The 26654-nt window shown below is 43.5% G+C and carries 25 protein-coding genes, 1 pseudogene, 1 CRISPR repeat array and 1 riboswitch; of the genes and pseudogenes, 11 read left to right on the top strand and 15 right to left on the bottom strand.

The window, feature by feature from the left end; genetic code table 11:
- Positions 1 to 24 precede the first annotated feature (24 nt).
- Positions 25 to 978 (bottom strand): thymidylate synthase, encoded by a 954-nt coding sequence (locus tag DDE80_RS07735; RefSeq protein WP_108307093.1) that lies wholly within the window; start codon positions 976 to 978, stop codon positions 25 to 27.
- Between the two features lie 80 nt (positions 979 to 1058).
- Here DDE80_RS07735 and DDE80_RS07730 point away from each other — a divergent pair, with 80 nt between their 5' ends.
- Positions 1059 to 1346: an FAD-dependent oxidoreductase gene (locus DDE80_RS07730; RefSeq protein WP_108307092.1), complete on the top strand. Its 288-nt coding sequence runs from the start codon at positions 1059 to 1061 to the stop codon at positions 1344 to 1346.
- A 138-nt stretch (positions 1347 to 1484) separates the two neighbouring features.
- Here DDE80_RS07730 and DDE80_RS07725 read toward each other — a convergent pair whose 3' ends face one another.
- From DDE80_RS07725 to DDE80_RS07705, 5 genes are all read right to left on the bottom strand, one after another.
- Positions 1485 to 2168, bottom strand: coding sequence for a hypothetical protein (locus DDE80_RS07725; RefSeq protein ID WP_108307091.1), 684 nt, complete (start codon positions 2166 to 2168; stop codon positions 1485 to 1487).
- Positions 2169 to 2250: 82 nt separating this feature from the next.
- Complete coding sequence (locus DDE80_RS07720; protein WP_108307090.1) at positions 2251 to 3354, bottom strand: CAP domain-containing protein; 1104 nt, start codon at positions 3352 to 3354, stop codon at positions 2251 to 2253.
- The gene (locus DDE80_RS07715; protein ID WP_108307089.1) at positions 3351 to 3755 is read right to left on the bottom strand and encodes a hypothetical protein; all 405 of its coding nucleotides are present in this window, start codon (positions 3753 to 3755) and stop codon (positions 3351 to 3353) included. The genes DDE80_RS07720 and DDE80_RS07715 overlap by 4 nt, the downstream gene beginning before the upstream one ends.
- Positions 3755 to 4114, bottom strand: coding sequence for a hypothetical protein (locus DDE80_RS07710; protein WP_108307088.1), 360 nt, complete (start codon positions 4112 to 4114; stop codon positions 3755 to 3757). The genes DDE80_RS07715 and DDE80_RS07710 overlap by 1 nt, the downstream gene beginning before the upstream one ends.
- A 9-nt stretch (positions 4115 to 4123) precedes the next feature.
- On the bottom strand, positions 4124 to 4642 hold the full coding sequence (locus DDE80_RS07705) for a dihydrofolate reductase family protein (protein ID WP_161952295.1): 519 nt from the start codon (positions 4640 to 4642) through the stop codon (positions 4124 to 4126).
- 112 nt (positions 4643 to 4754) lie between these two features.
- On the opposite strand from DDE80_RS07705, the gene DDE80_RS07700 reads away from it, so the two are divergent.
- The 7 genes from DDE80_RS07700 (at position 4755) to DDE80_RS07665 (ending at position 11400) form a co-directional block, all read left to right on the top strand.
- On the top strand, positions 4755 to 5111 hold the full coding sequence (locus DDE80_RS07700) for a hypothetical protein (RefSeq protein WP_153060881.1): 357 nt from the start codon (positions 4755 to 4757) through the stop codon (positions 5109 to 5111).
- Positions 5112 to 5136: 25 nt separating this feature from the next.
- Positions 5137 to 5232: riboswitch (TPP riboswitch) on the top strand.
- Positions 5233 to 6012: 780 nt separating this feature from the next.
- Complete coding sequence (gene thiM, locus DDE80_RS07690) at positions 6013 to 6789, top strand: hydroxyethylthiazole kinase (protein ID WP_108307084.1); 777 nt, start codon at positions 6013 to 6015, stop codon at positions 6787 to 6789.
- Positions 6758 to 7576, top strand: coding sequence for a bifunctional hydroxymethylpyrimidine kinase/phosphomethylpyrimidine kinase (thiD, locus tag DDE80_RS07685; protein WP_108307083.1), 819 nt, complete (start codon positions 6758 to 6760; stop codon positions 7574 to 7576). Before thiM ends, thiD begins: the two co-directional genes overlap by 32 nt.
- Positions 7566 to 8171 carry a thiamine phosphate synthase gene (gene thiE, locus DDE80_RS07680; protein ID WP_108307082.1) on the top strand — a complete coding sequence of 202 codons (606 nt, stop codon included), beginning with the start codon at positions 7566 to 7568 and terminating at the stop codon, positions 8169 to 8171. Before thiD ends, thiE begins: the two co-directional genes overlap by 11 nt.
- Before the next feature lie 35 nt (positions 8172 to 8206).
- Positions 8207 to 8479 (top strand): hypothetical protein, encoded by a 273-nt coding sequence (locus DDE80_RS07675; RefSeq protein WP_108307081.1) that lies wholly within the window; start codon positions 8207 to 8209, stop codon positions 8477 to 8479.
- Positions 8480 to 8537: 58 nt separating this feature from the next.
- Positions 8538 to 10448, top strand: coding sequence for a helicase-related protein (locus tag DDE80_RS07670; protein WP_108307080.1), 1911 nt, complete (start codon positions 8538 to 8540; stop codon positions 10446 to 10448).
- Positions 10429 to 11400 carry a hypothetical protein gene (locus tag DDE80_RS07665; RefSeq protein ID WP_108307079.1) on the top strand — a complete coding sequence of 324 codons (972 nt, stop codon included), beginning with the start codon at positions 10429 to 10431 and terminating at the stop codon, positions 11398 to 11400. Before DDE80_RS07670 ends, DDE80_RS07665 begins: the two co-directional genes overlap by 20 nt.
- Before the next feature lie 50 nt (positions 11401 to 11450).
- Here the strand turns inward: DDE80_RS07665 and DDE80_RS07660 are convergent, their stop codons facing one another.
- Positions 11451 to 12953 (bottom strand): class I adenylate-forming enzyme family protein, encoded by a 1503-nt coding sequence (locus DDE80_RS07660; RefSeq protein ID WP_108307078.1) that lies wholly within the window; start codon positions 12951 to 12953, stop codon positions 11451 to 11453.
- 301 nt (positions 12954 to 13254) lie between these two features.
- The gene (gene epsC / locus DDE80_RS07655; protein ID WP_108307077.1) at positions 13255 to 14157 is read right to left on the bottom strand and encodes a serine O-acetyltransferase EpsC; all 903 of its coding nucleotides are present in this window, start codon (positions 14155 to 14157) and stop codon (positions 13255 to 13257) included.
- 167 nt (positions 14158 to 14324) lie between these two features.
- Between epsC and DDE80_RS07650 the strand changes: the two genes are divergently transcribed.
- Positions 14325 to 14723 carry a hypothetical protein gene (locus DDE80_RS07650; RefSeq protein WP_108307076.1) on the top strand — a complete coding sequence of 133 codons (399 nt, stop codon included), beginning with the start codon at positions 14325 to 14327 and terminating at the stop codon, positions 14721 to 14723.
- Positions 14710 to 14979, top strand: coding sequence for a hypothetical protein (locus tag DDE80_RS07645; RefSeq protein ID WP_108307075.1), 270 nt, complete (start codon positions 14710 to 14712; stop codon positions 14977 to 14979). The genes DDE80_RS07650 and DDE80_RS07645 overlap by 14 nt, the downstream gene beginning before the upstream one ends.
- A gap of 276 nt (positions 14980 to 15255) precedes the next feature.
- Here the strand turns inward: DDE80_RS07645 and DDE80_RS07640 are convergent, their stop codons facing one another.
- On the bottom strand, positions 15256 to 16761 hold the full coding sequence (locus DDE80_RS07640; protein ID WP_108307074.1) for an NAD(P)H-hydrate dehydratase: 1506 nt from the start codon (positions 16759 to 16761) through the stop codon (positions 15256 to 15258).
- Between the two features lie 241 nt (positions 16762 to 17002).
- Between DDE80_RS07640 and DDE80_RS07635 the strand changes: the two are divergent.
- Positions 17003 to 17092, top strand: a pseudogene (locus DDE80_RS07635) (IS3 family transposase); the annotation flags it as partial.
- Between the two features lie 221 nt (positions 17093 to 17313).
- Positions 17314 to 18084: a CRISPR direct-repeat array (repeat unit 33 nt; unit sequence ATTTCAATCCACTCTCTCCATACAGAGAGAGAC).
- A gap of 177 nt (positions 18085 to 18261) precedes the next feature.
- On the opposite strand, the gene DDE80_RS07630 reads toward DDE80_RS07635, so the two are convergent.
- From DDE80_RS07630 to DDE80_RS07605, 6 genes are read right to left on the bottom strand one after another with little or no spacing between them, the layout of a single operon-like run.
- Positions 18262 to 19896, bottom strand: coding sequence for a TIGR03986 family type III CRISPR-associated RAMP protein (locus DDE80_RS07630; protein ID WP_161952294.1), 1635 nt, complete (start codon positions 19894 to 19896; stop codon positions 18262 to 18264).
- A complete protein-coding gene (gene csx19, locus DDE80_RS07625) occupies positions 19896 to 20426 on the bottom strand; it encodes a type III-D CRISPR-associated protein Csx19 (protein WP_108307072.1) in 531 nt (176 codons plus the stop codon). The genes DDE80_RS07630 and csx19 overlap by 1 nt, the downstream gene beginning before the upstream one ends.
- Positions 20407 to 21624 carry an RAMP superfamily CRISPR-associated protein gene (locus DDE80_RS07620; RefSeq protein WP_108307071.1) on the bottom strand — a complete coding sequence of 406 codons (1218 nt, stop codon included), beginning with the start codon at positions 21622 to 21624 and terminating at the stop codon, positions 20407 to 20409. The genes csx19 and DDE80_RS07620 overlap by 20 nt, the downstream gene beginning before the upstream one ends.
- Positions 21611 to 23638, bottom strand: a complete 2028-nt coding sequence (locus DDE80_RS07615; protein ID WP_108307070.1) for an RAMP superfamily CRISPR-associated protein — start codon at positions 23636 to 23638, stop codon at positions 21611 to 21613. Before DDE80_RS07615 ends, DDE80_RS07620 begins: the two co-directional genes overlap by 14 nt.
- The gene (locus DDE80_RS07610) at positions 23638 to 25869 is read right to left on the bottom strand and encodes a DUF6602 domain-containing protein (protein ID WP_108307069.1); all 2232 of its coding nucleotides are present in this window, start codon (positions 25867 to 25869) and stop codon (positions 23638 to 23640) included. Before DDE80_RS07610 ends, DDE80_RS07615 begins: the two co-directional genes overlap by 1 nt.
- On the bottom strand, positions 25866 to 26654 hold the full coding sequence (locus DDE80_RS07605) for a DUF6602 domain-containing protein (protein ID WP_108307068.1): 789 nt from the start codon (positions 26652 to 26654) through the stop codon (positions 25866 to 25868). Before DDE80_RS07605 ends, DDE80_RS07610 begins: the two co-directional genes overlap by 4 nt.

Here is a 26654-nt window from a genome sequence, read left to right as displayed (position 1 = left end):
TCCAGTGTGATTGCGCTACTCAAATCAAACAGCTACAGGCGCTTTAATGCTTGGATGCGGGTCGTAGCCTTCGATCGTTAAATCTTCCATTTCGATAGCGAAAATGGATGTCTTTTCTGGGTTAATCTTTAATGTTGGCAAGTCGCGTGGTGTGCGCGACAGTTGTTCTTCGATTTGTGCGATATGGTTATTGTAAATATGCACATCACCAAAGCTATGCACAAAATCACCAACGGCTAGCCCGCACTCATGCGCCACTAAATGTGTCAGTAATGCGTAGCTCGCGATATTAAACGGCACGCCTAAAAAGGTATCTGCGCTGCGTTGGTACAGCTGACAGCTTAACTTGCCATCTGCCACATGAAACTGGAAGAAAGCATGGCATGGTGGTAGTGCTGCTCGGTCTTCTTCTAAGTCTTCGGGATTCCATGCGGAAACAATAATACGACGTGAGTTAGGGTTATGCTTAATTTGGTCAATCGCCACTTGTAGTTGGTCAATGGTCTCGCCTGTCGATGTCGTCCAGTTGCGCCATTGTTTGCCGTACACATTGCCAAGATCACCATACTTACGCGCAAAGTTATCGTCTGTCAGTACGCGTTGTTGGTAGTGCGCCATTTGCTCGTCGTACTGCGCCTTAAACGCCTCGTCAACTAAGCTACGACGGCCAAAGTCGGTCATATCAGGGCCTGTGTACTCGCTTGACGTCACCCATTTTTTAAAGGCCCACTCATCCCAAATATGATTGTTATGTTCAAGCAAATAGCGAATATTAGTATCGCCCTTAATAAACCACAATAGCTCACTCGCAATTAAACGAAAAGGTACGCGTTTTGTTGTAAGTAGCGGAAAGCCTTTCGTTAAATCAAAGCGCAGTTGATAGCCAAATAATGAGCGTGTACCTGTGCCTGTACGGTCGCCCTTTTGCGTGCCTCGTTCTAGCACATCGCGGCACATTTGCAAGTAGTGTTGTTCCATTTTTTCATCACTCCAATTTTTTTATTATAGCATGTTACATCTGAGAAGAAAAAAGGTATAGAAGAGAAAGGAGTGATTTTATGCAGTTACATCACGGGACATTATATTGGCCTGCAACGACGACACCATTTGTAGCAGAAAAAATTAACGAGCCGCGCTCACATTACGACGTGGTCATTATTGGCGCTGGGATGTCGGGCGCACTAACCGCGCATTATTTAATGCAGCAAGGCTTAACGGTAGCGGTGCTTGATAAGCGTAACGGTACGGTGTACAGCATGATGGGCGCGAAAATGTTGGCGGCGCTACTGCAAGGCGCTACGCCAGAAGGAGCTAGCATCGTGGCACTCGAAGGACGAATGGGGTAACAAAAAAAGCGCATTGTTGTAAGTTAACAATGTGCTTTTAATACGTAGTATGTACACTTCACTAAAGTAAATCTTTAATTGCGAGTAGGTGAAGCCTATTAAAAAGTGTTTCTTCTCACTGGTGTATTAACACTAACCTTAAGAAATTCCGCTGTTTTTTTTATATGCAATGGTTCGAGTACTTCCTCCTTCTACCACTTGCCCCGATGGTATTATAACCTCTCCAAACAAACGAAGATCAGCACCTTTATAACGTTTCAACGAATTCATAAAGGCATCATCTTGACTAACATCCTTAGCAAATTCATAAAACATATTTTTTAAAGGTGAAGTTTCTAAATTACCGTGCCTATCATCAGAGAGCCATCTGTACAATGAAAACGCAAAAAATGCAGCCTTGTCATAGTCGGATAGATTATCAAATATTGTGTTATAAAGATACTTTTTTCCTGCACATCCAGAAAAAATAATGTTTTTAGCATTAGCAAACTCAACCAATTGTGCACTAGGCGCGGAAAAGTCTTTTTCTTCCACAAGTCTAGTGATTAACAAGGAGACATCCGATTTACTAGCCCACTCAGGTACAGGTATACCAAGATTTTTAGCATAAGCTAACTGTTTATCCGTAGGGGTTTTATAGTTATTTTCCTTAAAATTTTGATTTGTAAAATCAATAAATTCTAACTTTGTTGCTTTTGGACTTTTCTTTATAGGCGTAGGGCGCAAAGTACCTTCATAATCTGCCCTGTGCTTCTCAAGAACAGCTTTTGATTTGGTCTTAGTTTTTTTCTTACCAAATATTTTTTGTAATATCTTATTCATAAGTTTTACCTCCTATCTAAAATAATCATACCATTTTTATACATAAAAAAACCCAATTAGCGTACTAATTGAGTTTGCTTTTTTAAGGTCGCATAAAGTTTTGCGTAATGTACGGGGCGTATTCGGCATTAAACGCCGTCGCGATGCCAATATGCGTAAAATCGGCTTGTAAAATATTATCGCGGTGCCCTTTGGAGTCCATCAACCCTTCATGCGCTAAAATACTGTTAGTATAGCCGTAGCTAATGTTTTCACCTGACATGCGCGGCGATAACCCGCCTCGCTCTATGCGGTCGTGCGGCGCTTCACCACTTAGGTTCGTATGGCTGAAAAAGTTGTGCGTTGCCATATCTACGCTGTGTAAACGCGCAATTTGTGACAGTTTATCATGCCACAGAAGCGGCTGCAATCCGTAGTGCACACGCGAGGCGTTGAGGAGTTCAAACATTAAGCGCGAAGCATCTTGCGCATACGTTTCGCTCGGTGTGCGGTAAAAGCCGTCTTTTGCTTGCTCCATATCTTCACGCACCCATAAGATGGCACGAATGCGATTTGCGTCGTGCACATCGACAATATAACTGACGTAGCGCCCCTCGGTTAAATACGTCATTACGCGGTCCGTATCATTTAATTGATAGCGCACATTGCCTTTAACAATTTCGGTAAGGGGTTCGCCGTACTGCGCGAGCACATCGCTTTTTTTCATCCCTACTGTAATCGGTAAATCAAACGCTGTCGCTGGTGTCATCGTATACCCTGCGACGACTTCACTGCCGCGCTTACCCGTTAAGTAAAAATCTTGGTACGTGCCTGCCGCTTGCCATACGAAGTTATAGTCACTTTCGTACGTCGTAAGTGGCTTATCCGTTACGGTGAACGTATAGGTTTGTGCTGTTAACGCCTTGCCGCCTAAGTTTTTAATGCCCGCGGTAAACACCGCTTCATACGCACCTGGCGCATACGGTTCAATTGGTGTAATGGTAATCGTTTTATCTTTAGCACGCACTTTTACAGGCCAATTTTGGTCGCCGCGCTTCATCTGCACATTACCTTCTACCGTATGCACGTCAATGGTGTCCGTTAAAATCGCGGTAAACACGTGATCTGGCGCAACATCTTCGCGGTCAGCCGCTACGACAGGTAAAGCCGCAAAACAAAGCAACACGAACACGAACCATTTTTTCATCGCATTCCCTCCAAATACGCGCGCATCACGTTGCGGCGATGCTTCACTTGATGATGGTAGCTCAGCCAAATGACAACAGGCGGCACCACGCTATAGAGCACAAGTACATACCACGCACTCGTCACGCCAGGTAAGGTCAGACGCCACGCAAGCCCTGCCACATGAAAAACAAGTGTCAGCACAAATACAAGCAGGGGGTTGTAAATAAATAACCCACTACACAGCGCGCCCAGTAAAAAATAAAAGCCGAGTGCCGCTACCACAAAGAGCCACGAAAATTGCGCCCCTGGTACGACAAAATTTATAAGCACCCCACCTGTTACAAGCAACATCAGCGCCACAAAAACAAAGAGTGGTGCGCGGTAGTTCGCTAGCTTTACGTAAGCTTGGTGGTTAAACATTATAAATAGCGTTCCTTCTTCTTATTGACGTCAAGCACGTCGATTTTGGCATCAATCGCAAGGGAAAGATTGCGCAAACGATCTTGGATGGCGTTATAATCCGCATCGCCTGCCCCGCGCTGCATGACTTCAGTAAAATACGCTTCGTCAAAATTACCTGCTGTGCCAAACTGCGTAGCGGTATAACGCTGTGCCGCTTCGTTTGTCTCAGGCACTTGTTGTAAAATATTATCGCGCAGCTCCCAAATGCTTGCGGGAATGTCCTCGCGATTGGCTAGGATTAAGCGCTGTGCGCCCCAGTTACTATGGATAGAAGCGATTTCATTTCGCCATTTATATAAATACGGTACAGTTGTCATTTGTTTTCCTCACTTCACATAATATTTCGCAATCACTTTTTCATTGCGTACAGTAACTTCTTTTAAGCCAAGCTGTTTGGCTTCTTGTTGTTTCGAAAATAACGGCACACCATCACCTAACAGTACAGGTAGTGTAGTAATGTGGTATTCGTCAATTACGTTTTCGCGCTGCAATTGCCCGACAAGCGATGTGCCCCCCAGCAACCAAATATCTTTGCCCTCTTCGTTTTTCAGCTCACGCACGACGTCACATACGGACGCATGGGTGTATGTAATGTGCTCGGTATTTTCGCGCTCACTGCGTGTAAATACGTAGGACTGTACGTTTGGGTAAGGTTGTGCTTGACGCTCAATTTCATTAACGATTTGGTCATGCGTCACGCGCCCGAGTAAAATCGTATCAACCGTGCCGTGAAACGTCGTTAAATCTAGCGCGCGCAAATTTTCGGCAAGCCAGTCATAGCTTCCCTTCTTATCCGCAATATAGCCGTCAAGACTTGTTGCCATATACACAATTAGTTTTCTCATGCCCATTCCCCCTTTGACTTACGTTTACTATACCATGTTTAGTTCGGGCAAAAAAGCGCGCGCCTTCACGCATCGCACAGCTTAGCCGATAGTAAGTGTAAGGAGGTGGCAAATGATGAAGGTTAACCCTAATCCATTGCTCGGTACGTTACCACGAGCGAAAGCAGAAGTAGCGGCAGAAGGTGAAGATTTTTCGCAATTGCTTGCGGCTCGTTCCCGCAAGTTTTCAAAAGGTATGACAAAGGCAGCAATTAATAACCCTTATATTACGCGCCCTGATATGTCAGATGATGACGTCACAAAACTGATTAAACAACTGCAAAAAATGTTACAAGAGCTCCTTTTGTCGTTCGGTTTAACAAAAGACCCTAAGCTGTTAGCGGAAATGAAACGTGTGCAACAAGCGATTAAAGATTTGCAGGGCGGCATTGATACGAGCGAGTTCGAAAATCTGTACAACCGCGACTAAACGTCGTATGATACAACTAATCACATAATTTTTGCGGGGGAACTTTTCGTTGAGAAGGCGTATGCCTGACCCTTTGAACCTGTTAGTTAATACTAGCGTAGGGAGCAAATAATATACCGATGCTTCGGTCTATTTTTTCATGCGCCCACACGAGTTGGCGCATTTTTTTATGGGTAAGGTTGAGAAAAGACGCCTTCCCTCCTTATGGTGTGGCGAGGCGTTGGTGTTTTGCGCAGGTGGAGAGCCTTCGTGCGCACTTCTTGGTGCTTGTTGCGCAGGTGGAACACTTTCGGACGCACTTCTCGGTGCCTTTTGCGCAGGTGGAACACTTTCGGACGCACTTCTCGGTGCCTTTTGCGCAGGTGGAACACTTTCCGTGTCTGCTTTCCAACTGCGTTGAAGTTGAGCAGTCGTCCTAGCTTTAAAATGCTCCAATGCCTTGCGAAGCTTAACGCCTTTCTTAAGCTTTTTGGTGTAATCCAGTGAAGTGAGCTAAATCCTAGGGTCGTGTTGCACTTTCATTCGAAGTAAAAAACACTTCGTATTCAAGCACTACCACGCCCGACGGATTTTACCAAGCTCCCTTCACATTTTGGAGTTCCAACGCCTATCGGAATTGACCAAGCCCTCTCAAGCTTTTATCTTTATCCAGTTTCGCAAAGCAGTTGCTCGGTCACTTCGGTCGCTCGTGGAAAGACAAAGAACGTCTTTCCCGAACGCCCTCCAGTGCCAGCGCAACTGAGCGCTTTGCTCAAGCTTTTTGGTTTTATCCAGTTTCGCAAAGCAACGACTCGGTCACTTCACCCGTTCAGTGAAAGGCAAAGTACGCCTTTCCTTCACGTGTTTCAGTGCCTACGTCGTTAAACGCTTTGCTCAACTTTTAATATAATGGAGGTAGATTATGAACGCTTACAACGTGCGGCAAGCTACGCCGCTTATTCACTGCATTACCAATACTGTCGTTGCCAACTTTACCGCCAACGGTTTGCTCGCAATTGGTGCCTCGCCCATTATGGCAGATGCGCCGGAAGAAGCGGGCGCGATTACGGGCATCGCAAATGCCCTACTCCTAAACATTGGCACGCTGAATGCACGTACGGTCGAAGCGATGACCTTAAGCGCACAAGCGGCCAACGCTAAAAATATTCCTATCGTACTCGATCCTGTCGGTGCGGGGGCGTCGCCGTTTCGCCTTCATACGACGCAAGTGTTGCTCAATTACCGCATCGCTTGCATTCGCTGTAATGCCGGCGAACTTGCAGCCATTGCGGGTGTAGCGTGGGACGCAAAAGGTGTGGATGCAGGCAGTGGTACAGCCGACATTATCGCGCTCGCTAAAGAAGTGGCGCACCGCTACCAAACGATCGTTGCGGTCACAGGCGCACGCGATATTATTACCGATGGCACGCGCGTCGTAAAAGTGTACGGCGGCAGTGCGCGGCTCACCGAAATTACAGGTGCTGGGTGCTTATTATCTGCGGTCGTCGCTGCCTTTTTAGCGACGGAGCGGTCACTTGAATCCGTGGCGCGCGCTATGAAATTTTATAAGCGTTGCGGCGAAAAAACGCAGGATGCGGCATTCGGGGCGATTACGACTGCCCTTCTCACCGCACTTCATACATTAACGCAAAAAGGAGCGATGTCACATGAAAGTAGCATTAACGATTGCAGGTTCTGATTCTGGCGGGGGCGCTGGCATTCAGGCCGACCTTAAAACATTTCAAGAGCTTGGCACATTTGGCACGAGCGTCATTACAGCCATTACCGCCCAAAATACATTAGGGGTGCACGACGTCCATCCTGTGCCTGTCGCAACAATCGAAGCACAGCTTGATGCGGTGCTTGCCGATTTTGAAGTAGCCGCGGCGAAAACGGGCATGTTGTTTTCAGCAGCTATCATTACGGCGATTAGCCAAAAGCTACGCGGAACGAACATCCCACTCGTCATCGACCCTGTAATGATCGCAAAAGGCGGTGCGAGTTTACTTCAACAACAAGCGATTGATGCGATGAAAGAACAGCTCATTCCGCTTGCGACCATTATTACACCAAACATCCCAGAGGCGGAAGTGTTAGCGTCGATGACCATTTCGTCTGAAGCCGATATGCAACAGGCGGCGCGTACGTTGCTATCTATGGGGGCAAAAGTCGTCATCATTAAAGGTGGTCATGCCGACAACCCTACGGCGGCGCGCGATTATGTGGCGACCGCACAGCAAGCATTTATTGTCGAAACGCCGTTTGTGCCGACCAATCAAACGCACGGCACAGGCTGTACGTTTTCTGCGGCATTAACTGCCGAACTCGCAAAAGGTACGGCGCTTGAAGAAGCGGTCATCATTGCGAAGCAGTTTATCCAAAGCGCCATTGCGCATCAATTATACTTAGGTGCAGGTCATGGCCCGACAAATCATAGCGCCTTTCAGCGTTTCGAACGTTTTGAGGTGAAGCGCTATGAAGCGTGAACAACTTCGCACGTATTTTATTATGGGTAGCACGGATGCCAGCGCTCCGCTCGATGTGCTTGAACAAGCGTTAGCGGCGGGCGTTACGCTGTTTCAGTTTCGGGAAAAACAGCTCACGGGTGCGGCGTATGAACAGTTTGCGCGCGACTGCCAAGCACGCTGTAAGCAGTACGGTGTGCCGTTTATCGTCAATGACGACGTGGCACTAGCGGTTAAATTACAAGCTGACGGCGTGCATGTGGGCCAATCGGATATGGCGGCGACAGCAGCACGCGCCTTATTTGACGGCATACTCGGCGTATCGGCGCATAACGAAGCTGAAATCGCTAAAGCTATCGCAGACGGTGCCGATTATGTCGGCATCGGGCCTATTTTTGCGACGACGTCTAAACCAGATGCCGAAGTGCCGTGCGGTGTAGAAAAGTTGCAAGCGATGCACGAAGCATTTCCTGCATTACCGAAAGTAGCGATCGGTGGCATTTCGCACGCCAATGTCGAAGCAGTGCGCGCCACAGGTGTTGACGGGGTTGCGGTGATTTCGGCAATTGCCGGGGCGAAAGATGTAGCAAGCGCTGTAAAAGCATTCAATTTATAGCCGTTTCGTGTTACTATAAACGAGAGGTGGTTAACATGATTAATGTATTACGTACGAAGCAGCATGCTTTATATCCTTTAAAGATTACTCTTGCGCTCGTAGGACTAACCATGTTGTTTTTTGTACTTGGCACTTTACTGCCAGACGCAAGCGCATTGTATGAGGCACTTTTAATTATTTCAGGCGCTGGTTTTTTAGTAGCGCTCGTTCTTGGTTTTGTGACACATAACAAAAATGTCATGGTGATTAACACCATCGTGAGCGTGTCATTTGTAGCCATCGTCGGTATTTTACTAAATTACGTATGACAGAGAAAATCAGTACCGCGTCTGTGGGTGCTGATTTTTTTTGAAATGGAGGCTTATTATGTTGACCCAACAACAAATCGTCGAACAGCTCGTGCACAAAGCGCGCGTTGTCATTGTCCAACCACTCGGCTGGGGCAAGCGCGACATTTACCTACAAGCGACGCAACAGTTGCGCGACCAAGATGAAGGCGTAACTGTTGTTATTAGCCGCGTCGCTGTTCAGACGGCTACGAGTGCTTGTATCGACGCCGTAACGAACCAAACGTTTGCAGAACGTGCCCAGTTAATTGAAGCATGTAACACGCAACAGTGCGACACGCTCTATATTTCGCCTGAACAATTAGCCGATGATAGCTTATTTGCGGTGCTCAGCCAACTGCGCATCGCCCTACTCGTCATCGAAGAAGCGCATCATTTATCCCAGCTTGGCGCAATGAGTGACCCGCATTATTTACGCATCGCTAAGCTGCTTAACGTCTTACCCGAAAACATTCGTGTACTCGCGACAACGGCAACCGCCAATCGCCGCGTGACCGAAGATATCGCTAAAAAAATTGGTGCTAGCGTGTGCAGTAAAGGACCTGTGAGCTTAGGTTCTGTTCACTTACATAAAGTTCTGTTACCTACGACCGAAGCGCGCTACGCCTGGCTTTGGCAAAACCGACAAACGCTTCAGCGACCGAGCCTCATCTATGCCGCTACCGTGCGTGAATGCGAGCGCTTGAGCGAATGGCTCAACGAAGCGGGCTGTCAGACGCTCGTCTATCACACAGGGCTCAGCTTGCGCGAACGCACAAAACGCGAGACGGCATTTACGGAAGGGCGTGTCCAAACGTTAATTTGTACGACCGCTACGACCACATTTTTTAATAAGGAAGATATTCATACGATCATTCATTATGACCGCCCGCTGTCGATCGTGACGTATTACCAACAACTGACGAATGCGGGGCGCGGCATTCAAGCAGCACTCGCCGTCATTTTATACGATAATGCGCTAAAGCCGCACGTGCCAAATCCAGCGACCCAACAAGCGAACTACCAAGCGGTCATTGACTGTATCGCGCAGCACGACGGCATTACGCTCACCCAGCTAAAAGCGCGCTTAAACCAAGCTGATCATCAACTGACTGCACATTTACAGCATGCGCTCATTGATGGCTTAATCGAAAAGGAACGCACCGTATATTACCGCACGCCAAAGCCGTTTCTTTTACAACAAGCGTATACGCGTCACGTCGAAGAAGCGCGTCAGCTTGAGTACAACGGCCTTAGCTATTTACTACAAGTGCCGACTTGTTTAATGCAGACGATGGCCGCTGCGCTTGACGACACGACCGCCGCTCCGTGTGGCAAATGTAGCTACTGTACGCAGCTTGCACCGACGGAAGACCGCATTCGCCCACAAGCGAGCGACGCTGTGACGAAGTTTTTCGAAGCGCGTGCTGTGACGTTTACGCCGCATAAAAAGTCAGCGATTTACGGACGTGCACTACGCCACCGCCTATCCGCAAGCCTTGCGCTTGGCAGTAGCGATGAGCCGCGCGGGATACAGATGATGCAAGAGTATAAGGCGCAAGCGTTTTCGGAGACGACTTTACACCGAGCTGCGAGCGCACTACAACCGCTTTGTACCGAAAACACAGTTATTACGGCACTGAGCACAGGGCAGACGTTTGCCAAAATGCTCGCAAAACGCCTAGCGCTTCCTTATATCGAAGCGTTTGCGCCGCTTCCTGTAACTACAGAGACGCGCTTAAATGACGTACAACAAGAGACGTATGCGCGCGAGGCCATTACGTGCTACGACGTTGATGTAGCGGACAAACATGTGATTATCGTTACCGCGGTAACACGCTCTGGCTGGACGCTCGCCATTGCGGCAGATTACCTCGGCGCAAAACAAACGACGGGCTTTGCGCTCATTGACGAAAAGGAGGAAGTACGCGATGGCCTTGACACAAAGTGAACGCGCGACGTATTTATTTTGCGCACCGCTCAGCCATACCCGCACGACTCCGCTGACGTTAGCGGAGTGGCAATTGGTACGCGAAACGCTTGAAGCACAACACGCCCGCCCGAAACAATTGCTTACGACAACGTTTGATTTACCCGCGCCTATCCACACTAAAATTATGGCGCGTCGGCAACTCGGCATCGCCTTATACGAACTCGAAAACGCCATTCACCAAGGGTTTAGGGTGATGTTTGAAGCGGATATGCCCGTGCGGTTAATGCGCCTCATAAGCGCAGCACGCCCGCCCTATTTATACTATAGCGGCGACCGCTCCTTGCTTGCTTTGCCGCACGTACTTACGATTTTGCAGACGGATTTGCTGACTACGCTTGCGCCGACTGTCGTTATGACGACGCAAGTTGATGAAGCGGTCATGGCGTACCTCGCACGCGGTGGGCGCGTTATCGCCATCGTCGCCGAAGGGTTAAATACGTATACACGCCAAAAAGCCGTGCGCGACTTAATCGCCCACGGTCAACTCGTACTGTTAACGATGCAGCCGCTCGGTAGTAAAACGACGCAAACGGACTGGCAAATCTACTGTGCCCTTCATAGCGCTGATGCTGCCCTACTTGGCGACGTAGCGCGCGATGATGCGCTAGTTCCTGCAATACAGCGCGTGTGCGAAACGAACGCAACGCGCCTTTATGCGACAGGCGAAGGGCCGTTTGTCGACGCGCTCATTTCGACCCAACAAGCGACGCGCTTTACGACGCTTGAAGCGCTAACTAGCGGTCAAACGACGACGGACGCAAGCCGCTTCCCTGAACTGCTTGCACGCCTTACAAAAAAAGAATTACCCGCTTGGCAAGTGGCGCTTTACGACGCACTTGATGAGGCGAGCGCACACGTGTCAAAAGATGCGTTAACTGCACTCATCACTGCACATCTTGCCGACGACTAATAAAAAAAGCGAACGCTGCATAAACATCTGCGCGTTCGCTTTTTACCATATTATACGCTTGCGTACTGGCTACGCAGCTCTACTTTTAAAATTTTGCCGGACGGGTTACGCGGTAGTTCGTCTACAAAGCGCACAGACTTCGGCTTTTTATAGCTCGCTAAACGCCCTTCGCAAAACTGAATAATATCTTCTGCTGTCGCTTGAGCCCCTTCTTTTAACGCTACGACCGCTTGTACCGACTCACCCCATACAGGGTCTGGTACGCCGATCACCGCTACTTCTAAAACGCTCGGATGGTTGTATAACACATCTTCAATTTCGCGCGGGTAAATGTTAACGCCGCCGCTAATTAACATATCTTTTTTACGGTCAATGATGTAGTAATAACCGTCGGGATCTTGCATCGCGAGCTCCCCAACTGAGAAGTAACCGTTCCAAAACGCTTGCTTTGTCGCCTCTGGGTTGCGGTAATATTCATCGAGTAAGTAAGGGCCTTTAAAGTACAGTTCGCCTACCTCACCTACTTTAACGGGCTGTTTATCTTCATCGACAATAATGCACTCCACAAATGGGAATGGCTGCCCTACTGAGCCGTCTTTATGAATGTCTTTCGGTTTAATATTTAACGTGACCGCACTTTCCGTTGCGCCGTAAAACTCATGTAAATCAACGCCTTGGAAGTACTCCACAATTTTATATTTCGTTTGTGTCGGTAATGCCGAGCCTGCTGAAATAAAGACGCGCAGTGAGCTCGTATCATATTTTTTAATCGTTTCCTCTGGTAAATTTACGAGGAAATTATACATCGTCGGTGCCATAAATGTATTCGTAATGCCGTATTTTTCTACGTCCGCTAAAAACTTCTCAGGACGATACGCTTCCTCTACGATAATTGTGCCGCCTGCTGTAAGTTGCGTCATAAGGAAAATCCACGGTGCTGCGTGGTAAATTGGACCAACGACCGCATGCACGTCCGACTCATCAATTTTATATTCTGCCGCTGTGACAAGCGCCGTAAGCATACGTGAGCGATGCGAAATAACAACGCCCTTTGGCTTGCCTGTTGTGCCTGATGTGTACCCGAAATACATCGTGTCGGTTTCGACGACATCACTCGGAGGCACGTCAGGTGTGCCGCTTTGTAAAAACGTATCATACGTTGAACCTACAACTAAAAACGTATCAATTTGGTTACTCGCACCACCGATACGCTCATACTCGCTAACGTACTCAGGCGTCGTAATATAGCCGCGGCTCTCAGAGTGCTCTATAATGTAGGCAATCTCAGGACCGACCGCGCGGAAGTTAATCGGCACGACAATTACCCCAATTTTCGCTAAGCCGACGATAATTTCGATATAGGTGCCGTTATTTTTCATCATAACCGCGACCTTATCCCCTTTTTTGTAGCCTTGTGCTAAAAACGCATTCGCGAGGCGATTGGCACGTTCATTTAACTCGGCATACGTGTACGCCGTATCCTCAAAAATGACCGCCGTTTTATCGCGGTACTTACTCGCATTCTGATTCATGATGTTACCGAATGTTAACATAAGCTACTACCCCTTTTTGTGTAATATTTCTACTTCATCCCCAAAATTATGACGTTATTTTCGTAAAATCATTTTTTACTATAACGTTACTTACTATCTTAACGAATATTCCGACCATTTATCATAAGCTATTATACCCAAAATAACGAAGAATTTTTCACTAATTTTAATAATTTTCAGTCATTTTTAATATTCTTTAGATTTTTCCGCAAATTCCCATACTATTACACACAAGCTATTACAGTTATGCACCATAAGCATAATAAAAAAAGTCACCCAACAAATGTTGAGTGACGTTACGTTATTTTGTGCTAATGCTCGGTGCTGGCGGTGCGTTATACACGCGTGAATGGGGATCAACCGAATGCGTCAGCCAAATGTTACTGCCGATGACGGTATCGTGCCCAATTTTCGTTTTGCCGCCTAAAATGGTCGCCCCTGCATAAATGACCACATTGTCTTCGATATCAGGATGACGTTTAACGCCTTTGATCGGGTTGCCGTCTTCATCTAATGGGAAGCTCAGCGCGCCAAGCGTTACGCCTTGATACACTTTAACGTTGTTGCCAATCGTACATGTTTCGCCGATTACGACGCCTGTGCCATGGTCAATAAAGAACGACTCGCCAATCGACGCGCCCGGGTGAATGTCGATGCCCGTCAGTTGGTGGGCGTACTCCGACATAATACGCGGTACGATTTTAACGTCGAGGTTATACAGCTCATGCGCAATACGGTGGAAGCTCACCGCCGTAATGGTCGGATAGCTCAGTAAAATTTCTTCTGTCGAAAGCGCCGCTGGGTCACCATTATACGCAGCTTGAATGTCCGTTTGAATTTTACGGCGAATTTCAGGGAACGCGTCAATGAGCGCCATTACAATGCGCTCCGCTTCTTTTTGGCACGCATCTGGGCAATCCGCAAAGTGATTGTAGATGAGCACGCGCTGCAAAATATCACGTAAATCTAATGCCGACTTGCGAATATTGTTGCTGATGGCAACGTTAACGCGCGTATGATCTACTGGTTTATATGTGTACGTACCTGGAAACAACACTTTGTGGAACGTATGCAAAATTTCGATGACTTTATCGCGCCCTTTAAAGCCGATGGAGTTTTCCAAATCGAAGTTCGCCTCATTCATCTCTGTCAAAGCGTTCGCAATGCCCGGTACTTTTAAGTTTAGCCAATCATTTAATTCCATAGTTGCACCCCTAACCTTTAATGTACCCTACATTGTACACTTTTTTGACGGAAAATGCTTCGGATATTGCTAACAGAAAAGATGAGAAGAGCGAGATGTACATTTTCTTTAAATTTTGTATAATATTAATGGAATTAAATTAAACATTTGGAAAAAGAGGTTATACTATGTCAATGATTACGCCAGCGTTACTCACTTATTTAACAGAGCATGATAAACAATATGATCAATATAAAGAAGGCATCGTTATTTACGAGCAAGAAATGCCCTATTTATTTATCCCTGTTACGGATGAGACATTTGAGATTACACGATTTACGGAACTACATAATCGGTACAAAGCTCCTTATGTCGCATTAAATAAAGACGGTGTACCTACGATTTATAATTATTTTTTCGGGCATGGCATATATTTTACGGATATTTCAAATATTGAAGCATTTTTAGACATCCCTTACCTAGATTTATTTGAATATGATATCTGTCACCGCGTTTACGACTACAACACCATCACAGACGATGCGATTACGTCATCATTTATTACAGGTGGCATTGGCACTATCTAAATTAATTGTGAAACATTGGACGATGCAATTAGCAATTTTTAATATTGTTTATGAACTTGTTGCCACTATAATACTTATCGTTATTGTAACGAATTCAAAATTATTAAATCCACCATTTGTTACGTACATGTCGGATTTATTTACGGTTACGGAAGGCAAGTTTAAAGGTGGATTAGTTGTCGGGGTAATCGCAATTTTTGTAGTATTTGCGATTTGGAATAGTATGGATGGTTTCCGAAAAGCAAATAATCGATGATTGAAAAGTTTCTTTCACAATGAATAAACCAATAGAAGTTCTAAAAGGTTACATTTAGGTGAGCGGACCAAGCACACAAGCCGCGAAGCCACGTTTTGAGCGTGTCTTCACGACTTGTCTTCGTGCTTTGTGTAAGGTCTGCTCACAAGTAGATCTAGCTCCTAATCTTTCGAATTATATGGGCGGCTTACAGTGGTAGGCCGCACTTTCTAAAATTAGGCTATTCTTCTGTAACGTTTATACTTGAAGAATTGTTTAATAGAAGGTCTTTTTCAATCACAATCGCTTTGAAATGTGGTCGATAATGGCTGTTGGTGTGATGCCATAGTTTGACTGTTCTTTCCCTAATTGTTCAGCGCTCGTTGCGTGATAGTAGCTAGCTGCCTGCATTGCTTCTAGTGGAGTGGCGCCTTGTGTAGTAAAAGATGTGAGAAGTCCTGTTAATACATCTCCACTACCACCTTTTCCTAAAGCGTCATTTCCATAAGGGTTAATCCATAGTTTTCCTTCGGGTGTTGCAATAATTGAACGATGCCCTTTTAATAACAAATACACTCCATATTTGACGGCGAATTGTTTTGCTACATCAATTCGGTTTTTCTCCACTTCTTTTACCGACACCTCTGTTAATGTCGCCATTTCTCCAGGATGAGGTGTTAAAATGATATCCCCTTCATAATCTTTCAATTTATGCAAATGGTTTTTAATAAAATAAAGTCCATCCGCATCGATAATAATTGTTTGACGATTTAATTTGGATAGTAATGTTTCGCATATTTTTTCGCCGTCTACTTCACGACCAAGTCCAGGACCGAAAGCGATTACTTTAAATTTTGAAAAGTCTACTTCATCCAAGTTGCTCTCATCTTCTATTGGGAACAATAAAATTTCTGGACACTGTGTTGCAACGATTGGGTAAATTGCTTTAGGAATAGCGAGTGATACAAGTCCGACTCCTGTGTGAAAAGCAGCTTTTGCTGTATAAATAGGCGCTCCAATATAATTAGTACATCCACCAATAACGAAACAATGTCCGAAAGTCCCTTTATGACCGTGTGGAATTCGTTTCGGAAGTGCATCTTTTGCAATCGGTTCATCGAGCAATATAGGCAAATCGAGTTCTAAAGTATCGACAATTTCAAGGGGAACTGAAATATCGACCACTTTCCATTCTCCGATAAATTGTGGTCCGTCACCGATGAAAAATCCGATTTTTGGCATTGCGAAAGTGACTGTTTTCGTTGCTTTTACCGCTACGTTTGCCACTTCTCCGGTATTTGCATTCACACCAGATGGTATATCAACCGCAATAATTTCTTTGTTTGAACGATTAATTGTTTCGATTATTTCTTTAAACGGGTAGCGAACGTTTCCGATAACACCTGTTCCTAAAATAGCGTCAATAATGACATCGCTATTATTTATGTAGCTTTGTAATGTTTTTTGATTTTCATCATTGTATTGGAAATAGGGGAGATTTCTATTTTTGTATGCTTCGAAATGAATTTTTGCATCGCCTTTTAAACAATCCTCTGAAACAGCTAGGCAAAGCATCACATCGAAACCATAGTCAATTAGTCGTCTAGCGATTACAAAGCCGTCACCTCCGTTATTTCCTCCACCAGCAATAACAAATACTTTTGCATTAATAGAATAATGAGCAATTACTTCTTGAACAACGGCATTACCTGCATTTTCCATTAATACAACACCAGGTAATCCTAGCTGCTCTATTGTATAACGGTCGCATAGTTGCATTTCTTTTTGGCTTGCTACAAACATGAAATAACCTCGCTTTCAACAGAATTTCATCACTCTATCTTCATTATAAAGAATAAAAATCAAATATAAAAATAAACAAAATAGGATATGTGAGTATATAATCCTAATTTGCATTAATTATATTAAAAAAATGGTCTAGAATAAATTTAAGGTACTTTCAATATTTTTGTGTAAATGACGATTCACCCGTTCAAGGGAACTCATCACCTGTGTATTCAATTGTACCTATTCGAAGTATTGATTTGAGTGTGTTCATTGGTTTAACAACATTCGAATTCACGGAACACTAGGCTATTTAACGCCTATGGAATTCAAGCTACAACCCCTATAATTTTTGTCCAGTTTAGTGTTGACATTCCACCACTCTCTCATAAAGAGAGAGACGCGTTTGGGAGCACTGAGCGAGCATCTTCTTGTTGACATTCCACCACTCTCTCATAAAGAGAGAGACAATCAATCCGCTCTGAGGTTTATCGTGCATTAATATTTCAATCCACTCTCTCATAAAGAGAGAGACCGTATAAAGCGTACGAGCTGCCAATTTGCGAGATAATTTCAATCCACTCTCTCCATACAGAGAGAGACCACACGTACGGACGACGCTGAAGGGCTAATTGTAATTTCAATCCACTCTCTCCATACAGAGAGAGACGACTGTGGGTAGAGATGGCACGATATAATCCAAAATTTCAATCCACTCTCTCCATACAGAGAGAGACGGTTATTTTCTTATCATTTATAACTACTATAGATAATTTCAATCCACTCTCTCCATACAGAGAGAGACTTTGTTGGCGCTTATTAAACTAAAACTAAAAAAGATTTCAATCCACTCTCTCCATACAGAGAGAGACGCTCGACGTCATCGCATCTTTCCAGCCGTAAAGTATTTCAATCCACTCTCTCCATACAGAGAGAGACCATCTCTTTTAACACTTGTCACTACCGCAGTTGTAATTTCAATCCACTCTCTCCATACAGAGAGAGACTGCGACCATCTTCATTGTTGTTTACTTTACCAATATTTCAATCCACTCTCTCCATACAGAGAGAGACCATGATAGACTAAACCTCCATGTGTCATACATGATTTCAATCCACTCTCTCCATACAGAGAGAGACGCTCATGTTCAAAATAAAAAATATGTGTGAGGAGAATTTCAATCCACTCTCTCCATACAGAGAGAGACGATTAAGTTGCTATCAACGTATCTAGATTACCGTATTTCAATCCACTCTCTCCATACAGAGAGAGACATACATCTTAAAAAAGAAAACCCAGCAATTGTAATTTCAATCCACTCTCTCCATACAGAGAGAGACTGCGAGGGGTTGTGTCTCGCTATGTTTATTGTACTATATATAGAGATTTTTACCAGTTTGATCATGATATTTGAATAAAATTATAGCAATCAATTGAATTTAGTGTGCGAACCTCCCAGGAAAAGCATGGGCGCTTAGGGTTCGCCGCACACCTTATTCCGCTAAATGCGTTAAGACCTACTTCTTATTAACAAAGAGCCAATTGCTGCTTTTTGACCCGGCTTCATCCTCAATAGTAGGTAAGGTTTGACTGATGTTATTTTTCTTCTTATTATTTGTAAACCATTGGTGTGAAGCTTCATTATCCCCTTTTTCAGTCTTAGGGTATGAAACTTTATCTCTACGTTTCATATATAAACTCAATATTTTTTGTAAGTCCGTATTAGTAATAGTAAAATTAGTAGGTCTCGGGATATCAACTACCTGATATAAGCCTTGTTCTGTGATCTTTCGTTGCTTGATTGTATTTATTTTGATTTGTATACTCCCGAGCCCCAGTGGTTTACCACGCCCTATTTTGTGTGCGTGTTTTATAGACTTATTAATATCTAGTGTATTACAAAGCTGCCCAAGTTCCTCAGTTGTTAGATTCTCAAAATAAATCGTACTTGTAAAATGAGCACCTGCTTGAAGCATTTGTACATTGGTTTCCATCTCACTTACTATTGCTAAAGGTGGATTATGATGTTCTATTACATTTTTAGAAGGTGTATGATGCCAATAAAATTTGCGTCCATTAATTTTAATATCTTTAGGCTGTAGGCGTTTATTGTCTGCGTAATCATACGTCCAGTAGTTCGCATCACGCGGGCGTTTTGTATAAAATTCGACCGCTCCTGGATTAGGCTGTCCTAGTGCTTGTAACTTAGCGTAACCTTGATAGAGCCCCTTACCCCCAGTATATTTAGCGTCGCCAAAACGAATGCGAGATGCTAACATATCATTTTCACTCACAAAACCAAATAGATTACATGTTGGACATACTTTACTTTTACACGTACAAGGTTCATGTCCTTCAATGATTGCTGGTAAGCTATTAAAAAATACTTCTTGTGATAACATAGCGGGTGCTAAACGAGTTTTCTCTGTGTAGTATACAGGTAACATTGCACCTTCCTTAGCTGTTGCAAAAAAGTCTCGTGATAATCTATACGAATCTTCGCCATTTTTAGCATTGCTTTGGTATACCTTTAGCACTTGCTTAAAATTTTCAACACATTCATCTGAGACAGATACAGTACCACCTGTCTTAACAAAAACTGACTCATATTTTTTAGTTAAAAAAGGTCCGCCTTTGTAAAATACACCTTCTTTATAATCTTTGTGATACGTGGTGGAATAGTTTCTAACTTTGTCTTTGTCATTTCTGTACTTCCAATAAATTTTCTGCCCTGATTTAGGTAGGTTTCGATCATTTTTACTAACCTTCACCCGTTCACAATAAGCAATTTTCCATTGGTCACTGTCTTTATAAAGTAAGCCTAGTCTTTGCTTGGGTATTGTTGAACGGCGATGGAACGGGGCTTCGTTGATTTGTGAAAGACAGCCGTTGTATGCCGCTTCGTGTACACTACGCAACATCCCTCGCAGCTCTGAGCCAGGGATTACAGGGTCACTACTCGTAGGATAGGTAAAAAAATCGAGCGCATCTGTACTTTCCTTTTCTTGATAGCCAGGAATAACTAGCGGGGTTATTGTAGTAATTGTATATGTGAGGTAGCCTGTTATGTCACCTTTACTTGCTTTCTTACGTTCACAGCTCTCAGACAGTGGTACAAAATTATAAGGGTTAACAAAATCTTCTTTAGTCATCATTTTGCCTCCTTAAATGTAACAAATTTTACAAGTCGCTCGTCTTCAATGCCATACGTAAATGGAGTATCTCCAGCAAAGTCCTTATCTTGAAATACAATATACTTACGGAACACTAGTCCCACTTGTTCACATTTTTTAGATGCTATAGGCACTGTGATTGTTGTACCCCGTTGTTCTTTGAGTATCGCTTTGCTTTTACTACTGCATGCTACAGTACCCCACAGTTTATGCGTCTCATCAATATACACCGTAGGCTCACCTTCACTACCGTCTTGGATGGTACGCCAAATAAAGGTATTGGTATCTCGACGAACAATTTTAGTTTCTGCTTGTTCCGTAAAGAGGCGCACTTCTTGCACATAATCTGTATTTAACTTAATGTCTTTTATGTGACATAAACTTACCTCAGATGCCGTCTCGATATAAGCATCGCTGTTTTCATGTTCTTGAATAAACGCTAGCAGCTCACTCGCCTTGATAAGCCCGTTTGTTCTAATCCTTTTTCCTTTAGTCGCTTCTAGCTTCATTTACACGCGCCCCCTTCATATAATCCATCGCTGCCTTGCAATACTTTACTTCATCTTCAAGTGCTGTCTTTACTGTCAGTAAGCCACGGCCAATTGCTGTTTCCCCGCCGATTGCTAGCAACCCTTCGTTCATATCTCGAATGACCCAGTATAATAACCCTCGTATCACATCGCAGTCTAACAACTCTGTTTTATGCCAACGAATAGTTAGTGTAGTGTTACCACCACAAAGTGACTCACCTGTAAATAAAGCACCATCCATCGTAGCACCTGAAAAACGGTCAATAGCATTACGTGTGTACTTTATAAAGGTACTATCTACAATGCTAGATTCTTCAAACCTCAGTAGTGATGCACTGCCATCGCCATGCTTATCACCAAACAATTGTTGTACTACACTTGTATTGGCACTCGGTAGTTGCTGTAGAATCGTTGTCAGTCGCTGTCGAAATGCCCCTGCCCATGTAGTGCCTGGTATCACAGGAGTTCCTCCCATTTGAAGCGGGCTATGTGCATATTCTGTCTGTCGTACATCTCGAATAACTAACGTATCTTTAATCGCTAGTTCTAGCGAAAGGTAGCTCATTTGTGTTGTGATAGAAGGTAATTCGACTTTTTCAAATCGATCCCAGTCCCAATCTAGCCACACTAGGCTATCTCTTGGATAATCAAACACTTGCTTTTCTACTTGCGTTAATTTTACTTTGCCATAACCTCTACTTGTTTTACCGCCTAATGTTAACTCACCACTATAAAGTGCCGTCAACAATTTTTGCATTGCACTAGCGTCATCGGGTTGCTTATCTTTCTCACGTGCTATAATTTCAAAACGCATCGTAAAAGATGTACCTGTTGGCAATACTTCAACGGTAAATTTAGCTTGTGGCTGCGCTACTTTATTGTCGAGCTTTACGTGATCGCGCACTACTACATTACAATCTGCAAATGTAACATCTGATACAAAAATACGACTTTGACGAAAATCATTTTCTGCTGCCATGGCTGCGCCAAATAACTCGCTATTGTTGCCAAGCCAGTGACGGAGAGCGCCTGCCAATGCTGTACCTGGCATAAAAGGTTCGCCTTTATAATTACGCATTACATCCATTGTAGTATTTGTGTCATGTCCAGACCCAATATGAAGTGGGGATGCCAATTGTCCTGTAATGTTATAGTAGGTTCGTTTAACGATTTGCATTACTACGCACCTCCAATTCAGCCAGATAAAACAGTTCACTTATTATTACGCCTTCATGTTCTTGGTCAAGTTCATAGTTGGATACTATAGTTTTTATCGTATCACTGATTTCTTTAACCATTGTACGGAATTTTTCTTGTTGTTTAGCCGTTAACGTTTTTTCGTCAACTAAATGCGCTCGCATCGCAAACCGTTCGCTATTATGGTAACCCTTTAACTTACTCACGAAATCATGCAATGCGCTATCATTTTTAGCCGCTGTTAACCGATTATCAAGTTCAATCGCATGTGTAAGTGCATTGACAATAGGATGAGATATAGTAGAAGGCTGTTGTGATGTTACCGCTTCAATGCTAAATTCTTCACTAGTATAGGCAAGCACATAAAGTTGCCCACAACCACGAGCTGTTTCTTGCCCCCATTGTTGCTGTTCAATTAGTGACCAATCTGCTTCCTTATCTGTAGACACCACAAAAACAGTGCCTGCATCAAATGCTTGGTACTTAGGCTTTGGTAAACGCCACTTGGCATTATAACCAGCTATTACCGTTTGCTTACTATAGGTTTTTTCAAGTGTTACGGTTACACCAAGCTTAGTCGAAATAGCATTTAGCAATAACGCGCTATCTGCCACATTACGACCATAACTGTTTTGCCATGTCAAAGGCGAAGCCACATAAATGGCTACTTTCTTAGCGCCTTTTTGAGCTTTAGGAAAGCTAGGTGCTACAGAGAAATGCGAGCTAAACTTTGCAGCCCCGTACTCCGCTGTACGTGAGCGACCAATATGAATGATGTGATTAGCTTCTTCAGCTAACTCATAAAGTAAGGCAATATCTTGTCTATTGCCTTTTAGCTCTCCTACAAACTGCTGCCCTTTTTGGAGTGCCGTATAATAGTAAAATTGCCCTTTATCATCTTTAATCATATCCGTACCCTTTGTATCATTAAGCGCTCGCCCAATACTACGGTCCTCAGGTCTTGAATGGTGCATACGGTATTCTTTTGGTACATCATACGTATAAACTTTATCATTAGCTATACGTGCTAACGTATTCATTTTACGCAAAGGGCTCTGCGTTATTGTACCTTCATAATAAGCACAATTTGTATTTTTCTCTCGTTGGATATGTAACGGCATTGGCATGAAGCGGTGCTCATTTACGTAAGGGTACGCATAGCCAAAACTCACTGCTCCATCTAAAAACAGTCGCTTAAATGTTTCATCGGTATGCGCTTCATTTCCTAACTTGTACTTTTTAATATAAAGGCTTGCAAAAACGCCTAGTAAGACACTACCTGGCACAAAATCGGTACAGCTATAGTACAACCCTTCATCACCTGCTAATAAAGCGGGTTGCTGTAAAGTTATGACATACGTTTGACACGCTTTTACTTGTTGTATAGGCAGTTGAGCCACTTCTTTTATAAAACAACGTACTTCTCCTAAACCACGCGTACGCCCATACCCTAAATGACGCAAACCCTTTACACATTTTTGCAGTAGCTCAAAATGGCTAGCAGAATCTAGCTCAATTCGACTTGTAAACTGTGTACCCTCATGAATGGCTCGCAATGTACGAAGCGCACCCTTTTTAGCTGTGCCATCTGTTTGCATTGCTGTTTTCGTATAAAGCTGCGTAAACTTCTCTACTACTTGCTGCGGCTGAAGGCTGGTAATGGCTTGTTGTAGCCTCTCGTAATCCTCAATCTCACTGCATGTAGGTAAAAGCCCTTCTGGCAACTTGGTCATAACGGCATCATACATTTTAAAGCCGCTTCGCTCCATTTGTCCGCTATCACCAAATAAACCTTTCACTGAATCATCTGTACACAATTTCCAATCTTTTAACTCTTTAGCTACACCACGCAGTGCACCTTTTAAACGTTTTGCTGGGATAAGAGGTAAACCATTTTCATGGGCAATGTCTTGATCTACAACACCCGGTATACTGTCCCCGCTCCCAGGCACTAGCGGGCTTTTGAGCTCAATCGTTAGTTCATATACAGGCATTACATAGCCTCCTCTACAAAATCAAGCAATTGAATCGCATCAAAGACATAGGCTGGTAACGGTGCATCATGCGCTAGGTTTGTGCCAAGTAATGCGGCTTTTGTAAAACCACGTCCCTCTGCTTCCTTACATACCATAGTTACTGCTTCTTCACTTATTAAATGTGCTTCGTAGAGTGCCACTAAGCGTGACTTTGGCCAAGCTTCATTTTGTAAATGCGCCATAAGACGTCGTAGCTCTGTTAATTGGTCAGTGTCATATACCGTTAAATTTGCTGCATCCATTGTAGTAACGTAACTGCCACGTACTAAGTAGTAAGCTGTATAGCACCCTTTTTTATTTTTATAATATTTCTTTTTAGCTTGCTGGCAACTTTGCTCTGCCACTTGGTAAGCTAAATCAAATGGAAAATGCCCATGCACATAGGCAATGCCTGCACAAGCTTCAATTTGATCATGCTTGTCTTTTAGCTTTTGTAAGAAGCTGTTAACAAATGGCAAGGCAAGATTTGCTTGGCACATAAAGGTCACATCATCCCCGTCTAAAATAAGGGGACGCAAAATATTCTCACTCTTATTTAAGGACTGTACCGTCTCCTCAAAAACATCTTTAAACAGCTGTGTAATTTCACAGGAAAGCTTGCGATGCTTTTTAATCGCTTCTGTCATACCGCCTTCTGTACCTTGCAGCTCCTGTTTAATCCAGTCGCCCATCCCATTGCCATCAATATGCACAACCGCAATATAACTATTTTCGCCTTTTTGTTGCTTCATCTCATCAACTTCTTTAATATAGCCTTCCCATTGCCCCTTAGTAACTTGTTCTTTGAGAGATTGCTCTGTTGATAAACCTAGGCAATCGGTAATTGATTGCCCTTTAAATGGTTCTTGCGCAAAAATCGGCAATGTTTGGTTGAGCTCTGCACGGATTTGTTGGGATTTTGTCTCCGCTAACTTTTGCATAAGCTGTTGGTATAGTTCATGATAATTGCTAGCTTGCGCTGAAAAAATTACCGCTTCTGTTGCCATCATTAAAGTTGCACTCTCTATTAACACCTTTGTCGCAAATGCACGATTGACCTTATGATACAACGAAAAATCTCGGTAAATTACTAAGGCATTTCCGCCCCCAATATAAACGACTTCTGCCTTTATTTTAGTATCACTAAAGATGGTAGGGTCTTTTTCCCAATCGACTTTCACTTCATCTTTACCTTCTTGCTTTAGCACATCGACAAAATGTTTAGTAACCATAGTACCTACGATAATTGAGCCGCCAATGTTTTGTTTTAAGCGATTTGATGCAAAAATATAAGGTTGAATGCCTGTAATATCATAGATAGCTAAAAGAAAACCGTTATTTGATTTGGACATTGTCTCTACCTCCTTCTGGATTGACGCCAAACTCAGCGCTTGATTAAACATTCCCACGTAAGATTGATGGGGAAAGAACATCGGGTTATTAATTAACATGAGTAGCTGGTTGAGTTGTAATGTAAAAGTAAGTAAGGGCTGGTCAGCTATTTGGTAATCTGATAATTTCCGAGTACTTTCTTTAACCTTAGCGATTTTATCCTCAGATGGATTACCGTGATGATTGAGTGTCATATACCATTCCGTTAGCTCATCTAATGTACTGTGTGTCGTAGTAAATGCACCGTCTTTATCTAGGTGAAGGATAACATCAAATAACCTTTGCAGTTTGTTCTTCGTTGTACCCTCGCTTAATTCATTTAATGTACCAAGTACCATAATAGGACGGGTTGCTGTTTGAGTGGATGGCTTATCCCCTATGCCATCTACTATATAGCCCTCTGTTCGTAAATATGCATTTTCTCTAGTCTGAAGCGTTTGAATGCTCTGCACCCACTTAACTAAATTAGCGTATACTTTAGTGTCGAGAGTTCTACTTTTACTTTGTACGACAATTGCTACCGCTTCAATTGGAATAAACGAAATATTGCCATAATTAAATATGTACGGGGTGTACTGCTCGTCATAAATCGCAATATCTACTTCAGCCGAAATATTACCTAAAGCATCCATTAAAAATACACTTTGAGCTAAGTTATATTTTTTAGGCACAATATTACGAAATAGCTCAAGCCACACCAATTCACGACTTGTACCTGTTGTCAGGTGATGGTTTGGGGTAGCAAGTTGGAGTTGTTGCCCAATACGCTTTCCCGTATTGCCGTAATATTTTTTTAACCGTGTAATGTGCTCCTTCATTTAGTTTCACCCCTAAACATTTTTGCATAAGAAGCATGAGGGAAAAACATCGGGTTATTAATTAGCATCAACAGTTGATTAAGCTGAAACATTAAAGACATAAGCACTTGCTCCTCTGTACCATCGTATACACGTAATGCTTTAAGCGTTCGCTCTGTTTGTTTTTCATTTGTTTTACCCTTGCTTTCACCAACGTGGTTTAACATCCTATGCCAATAGCTTAGGCTCTTATCTTCATACGCTATAACTTTATTAAGTTTATTATCACTTCTGCTTAAAGTAATATCAAAACCTTCCACCGCTTCATTTACACAAGCTATCGTAATCGGGCGTGTCGCTGTTTGAGTAGAGCGGGCTGAAGAATCTTTTGTATCTAACAGTGTAAATTGAATGCGAACATAGGCATTAGCTTCTGTTTTCAATTCCTTAATTTTTTCGAGCCATTTTTCTACATCTAATTTGCTACTCTCGCCTTTACAAAGCACTACCGCAAACACCGCTTCGATTGGAATATACTTAATCATGCCGTAATTAAAAATGTAAGGGGTGTACTGCTCATCATAAATCGCAATGCTCACCTTCTCAGAAATATGTTCGCTTGAATCAATAATATAAACATTCGTTGCGACATTGTATTTGGTTGGTACAATTCGTTTAAATATCGGCTGCCAAATCTCTTCTGCACTTGACTCTGCACTTGCCGCATCAATATTTAATTCTTCTACTAAAATTTCTTCTAAATGCTTGTAATTTTCGACGAGTTGTTTAAGTGTCTCTACTTTCAT

It is taken from the genome of Metalysinibacillus jejuensis (assembly GCF_003057615.1).
GTDB lineage: Bacteria > Bacillota > Bacilli > Bacillales_A > Planococcaceae > Metalysinibacillus > Metalysinibacillus jejuensis.
The sequence above is the reverse complement of the archived record's forward strand: the minus strand, read 5'-3'. Positions and strand labels throughout refer to the sequence as shown.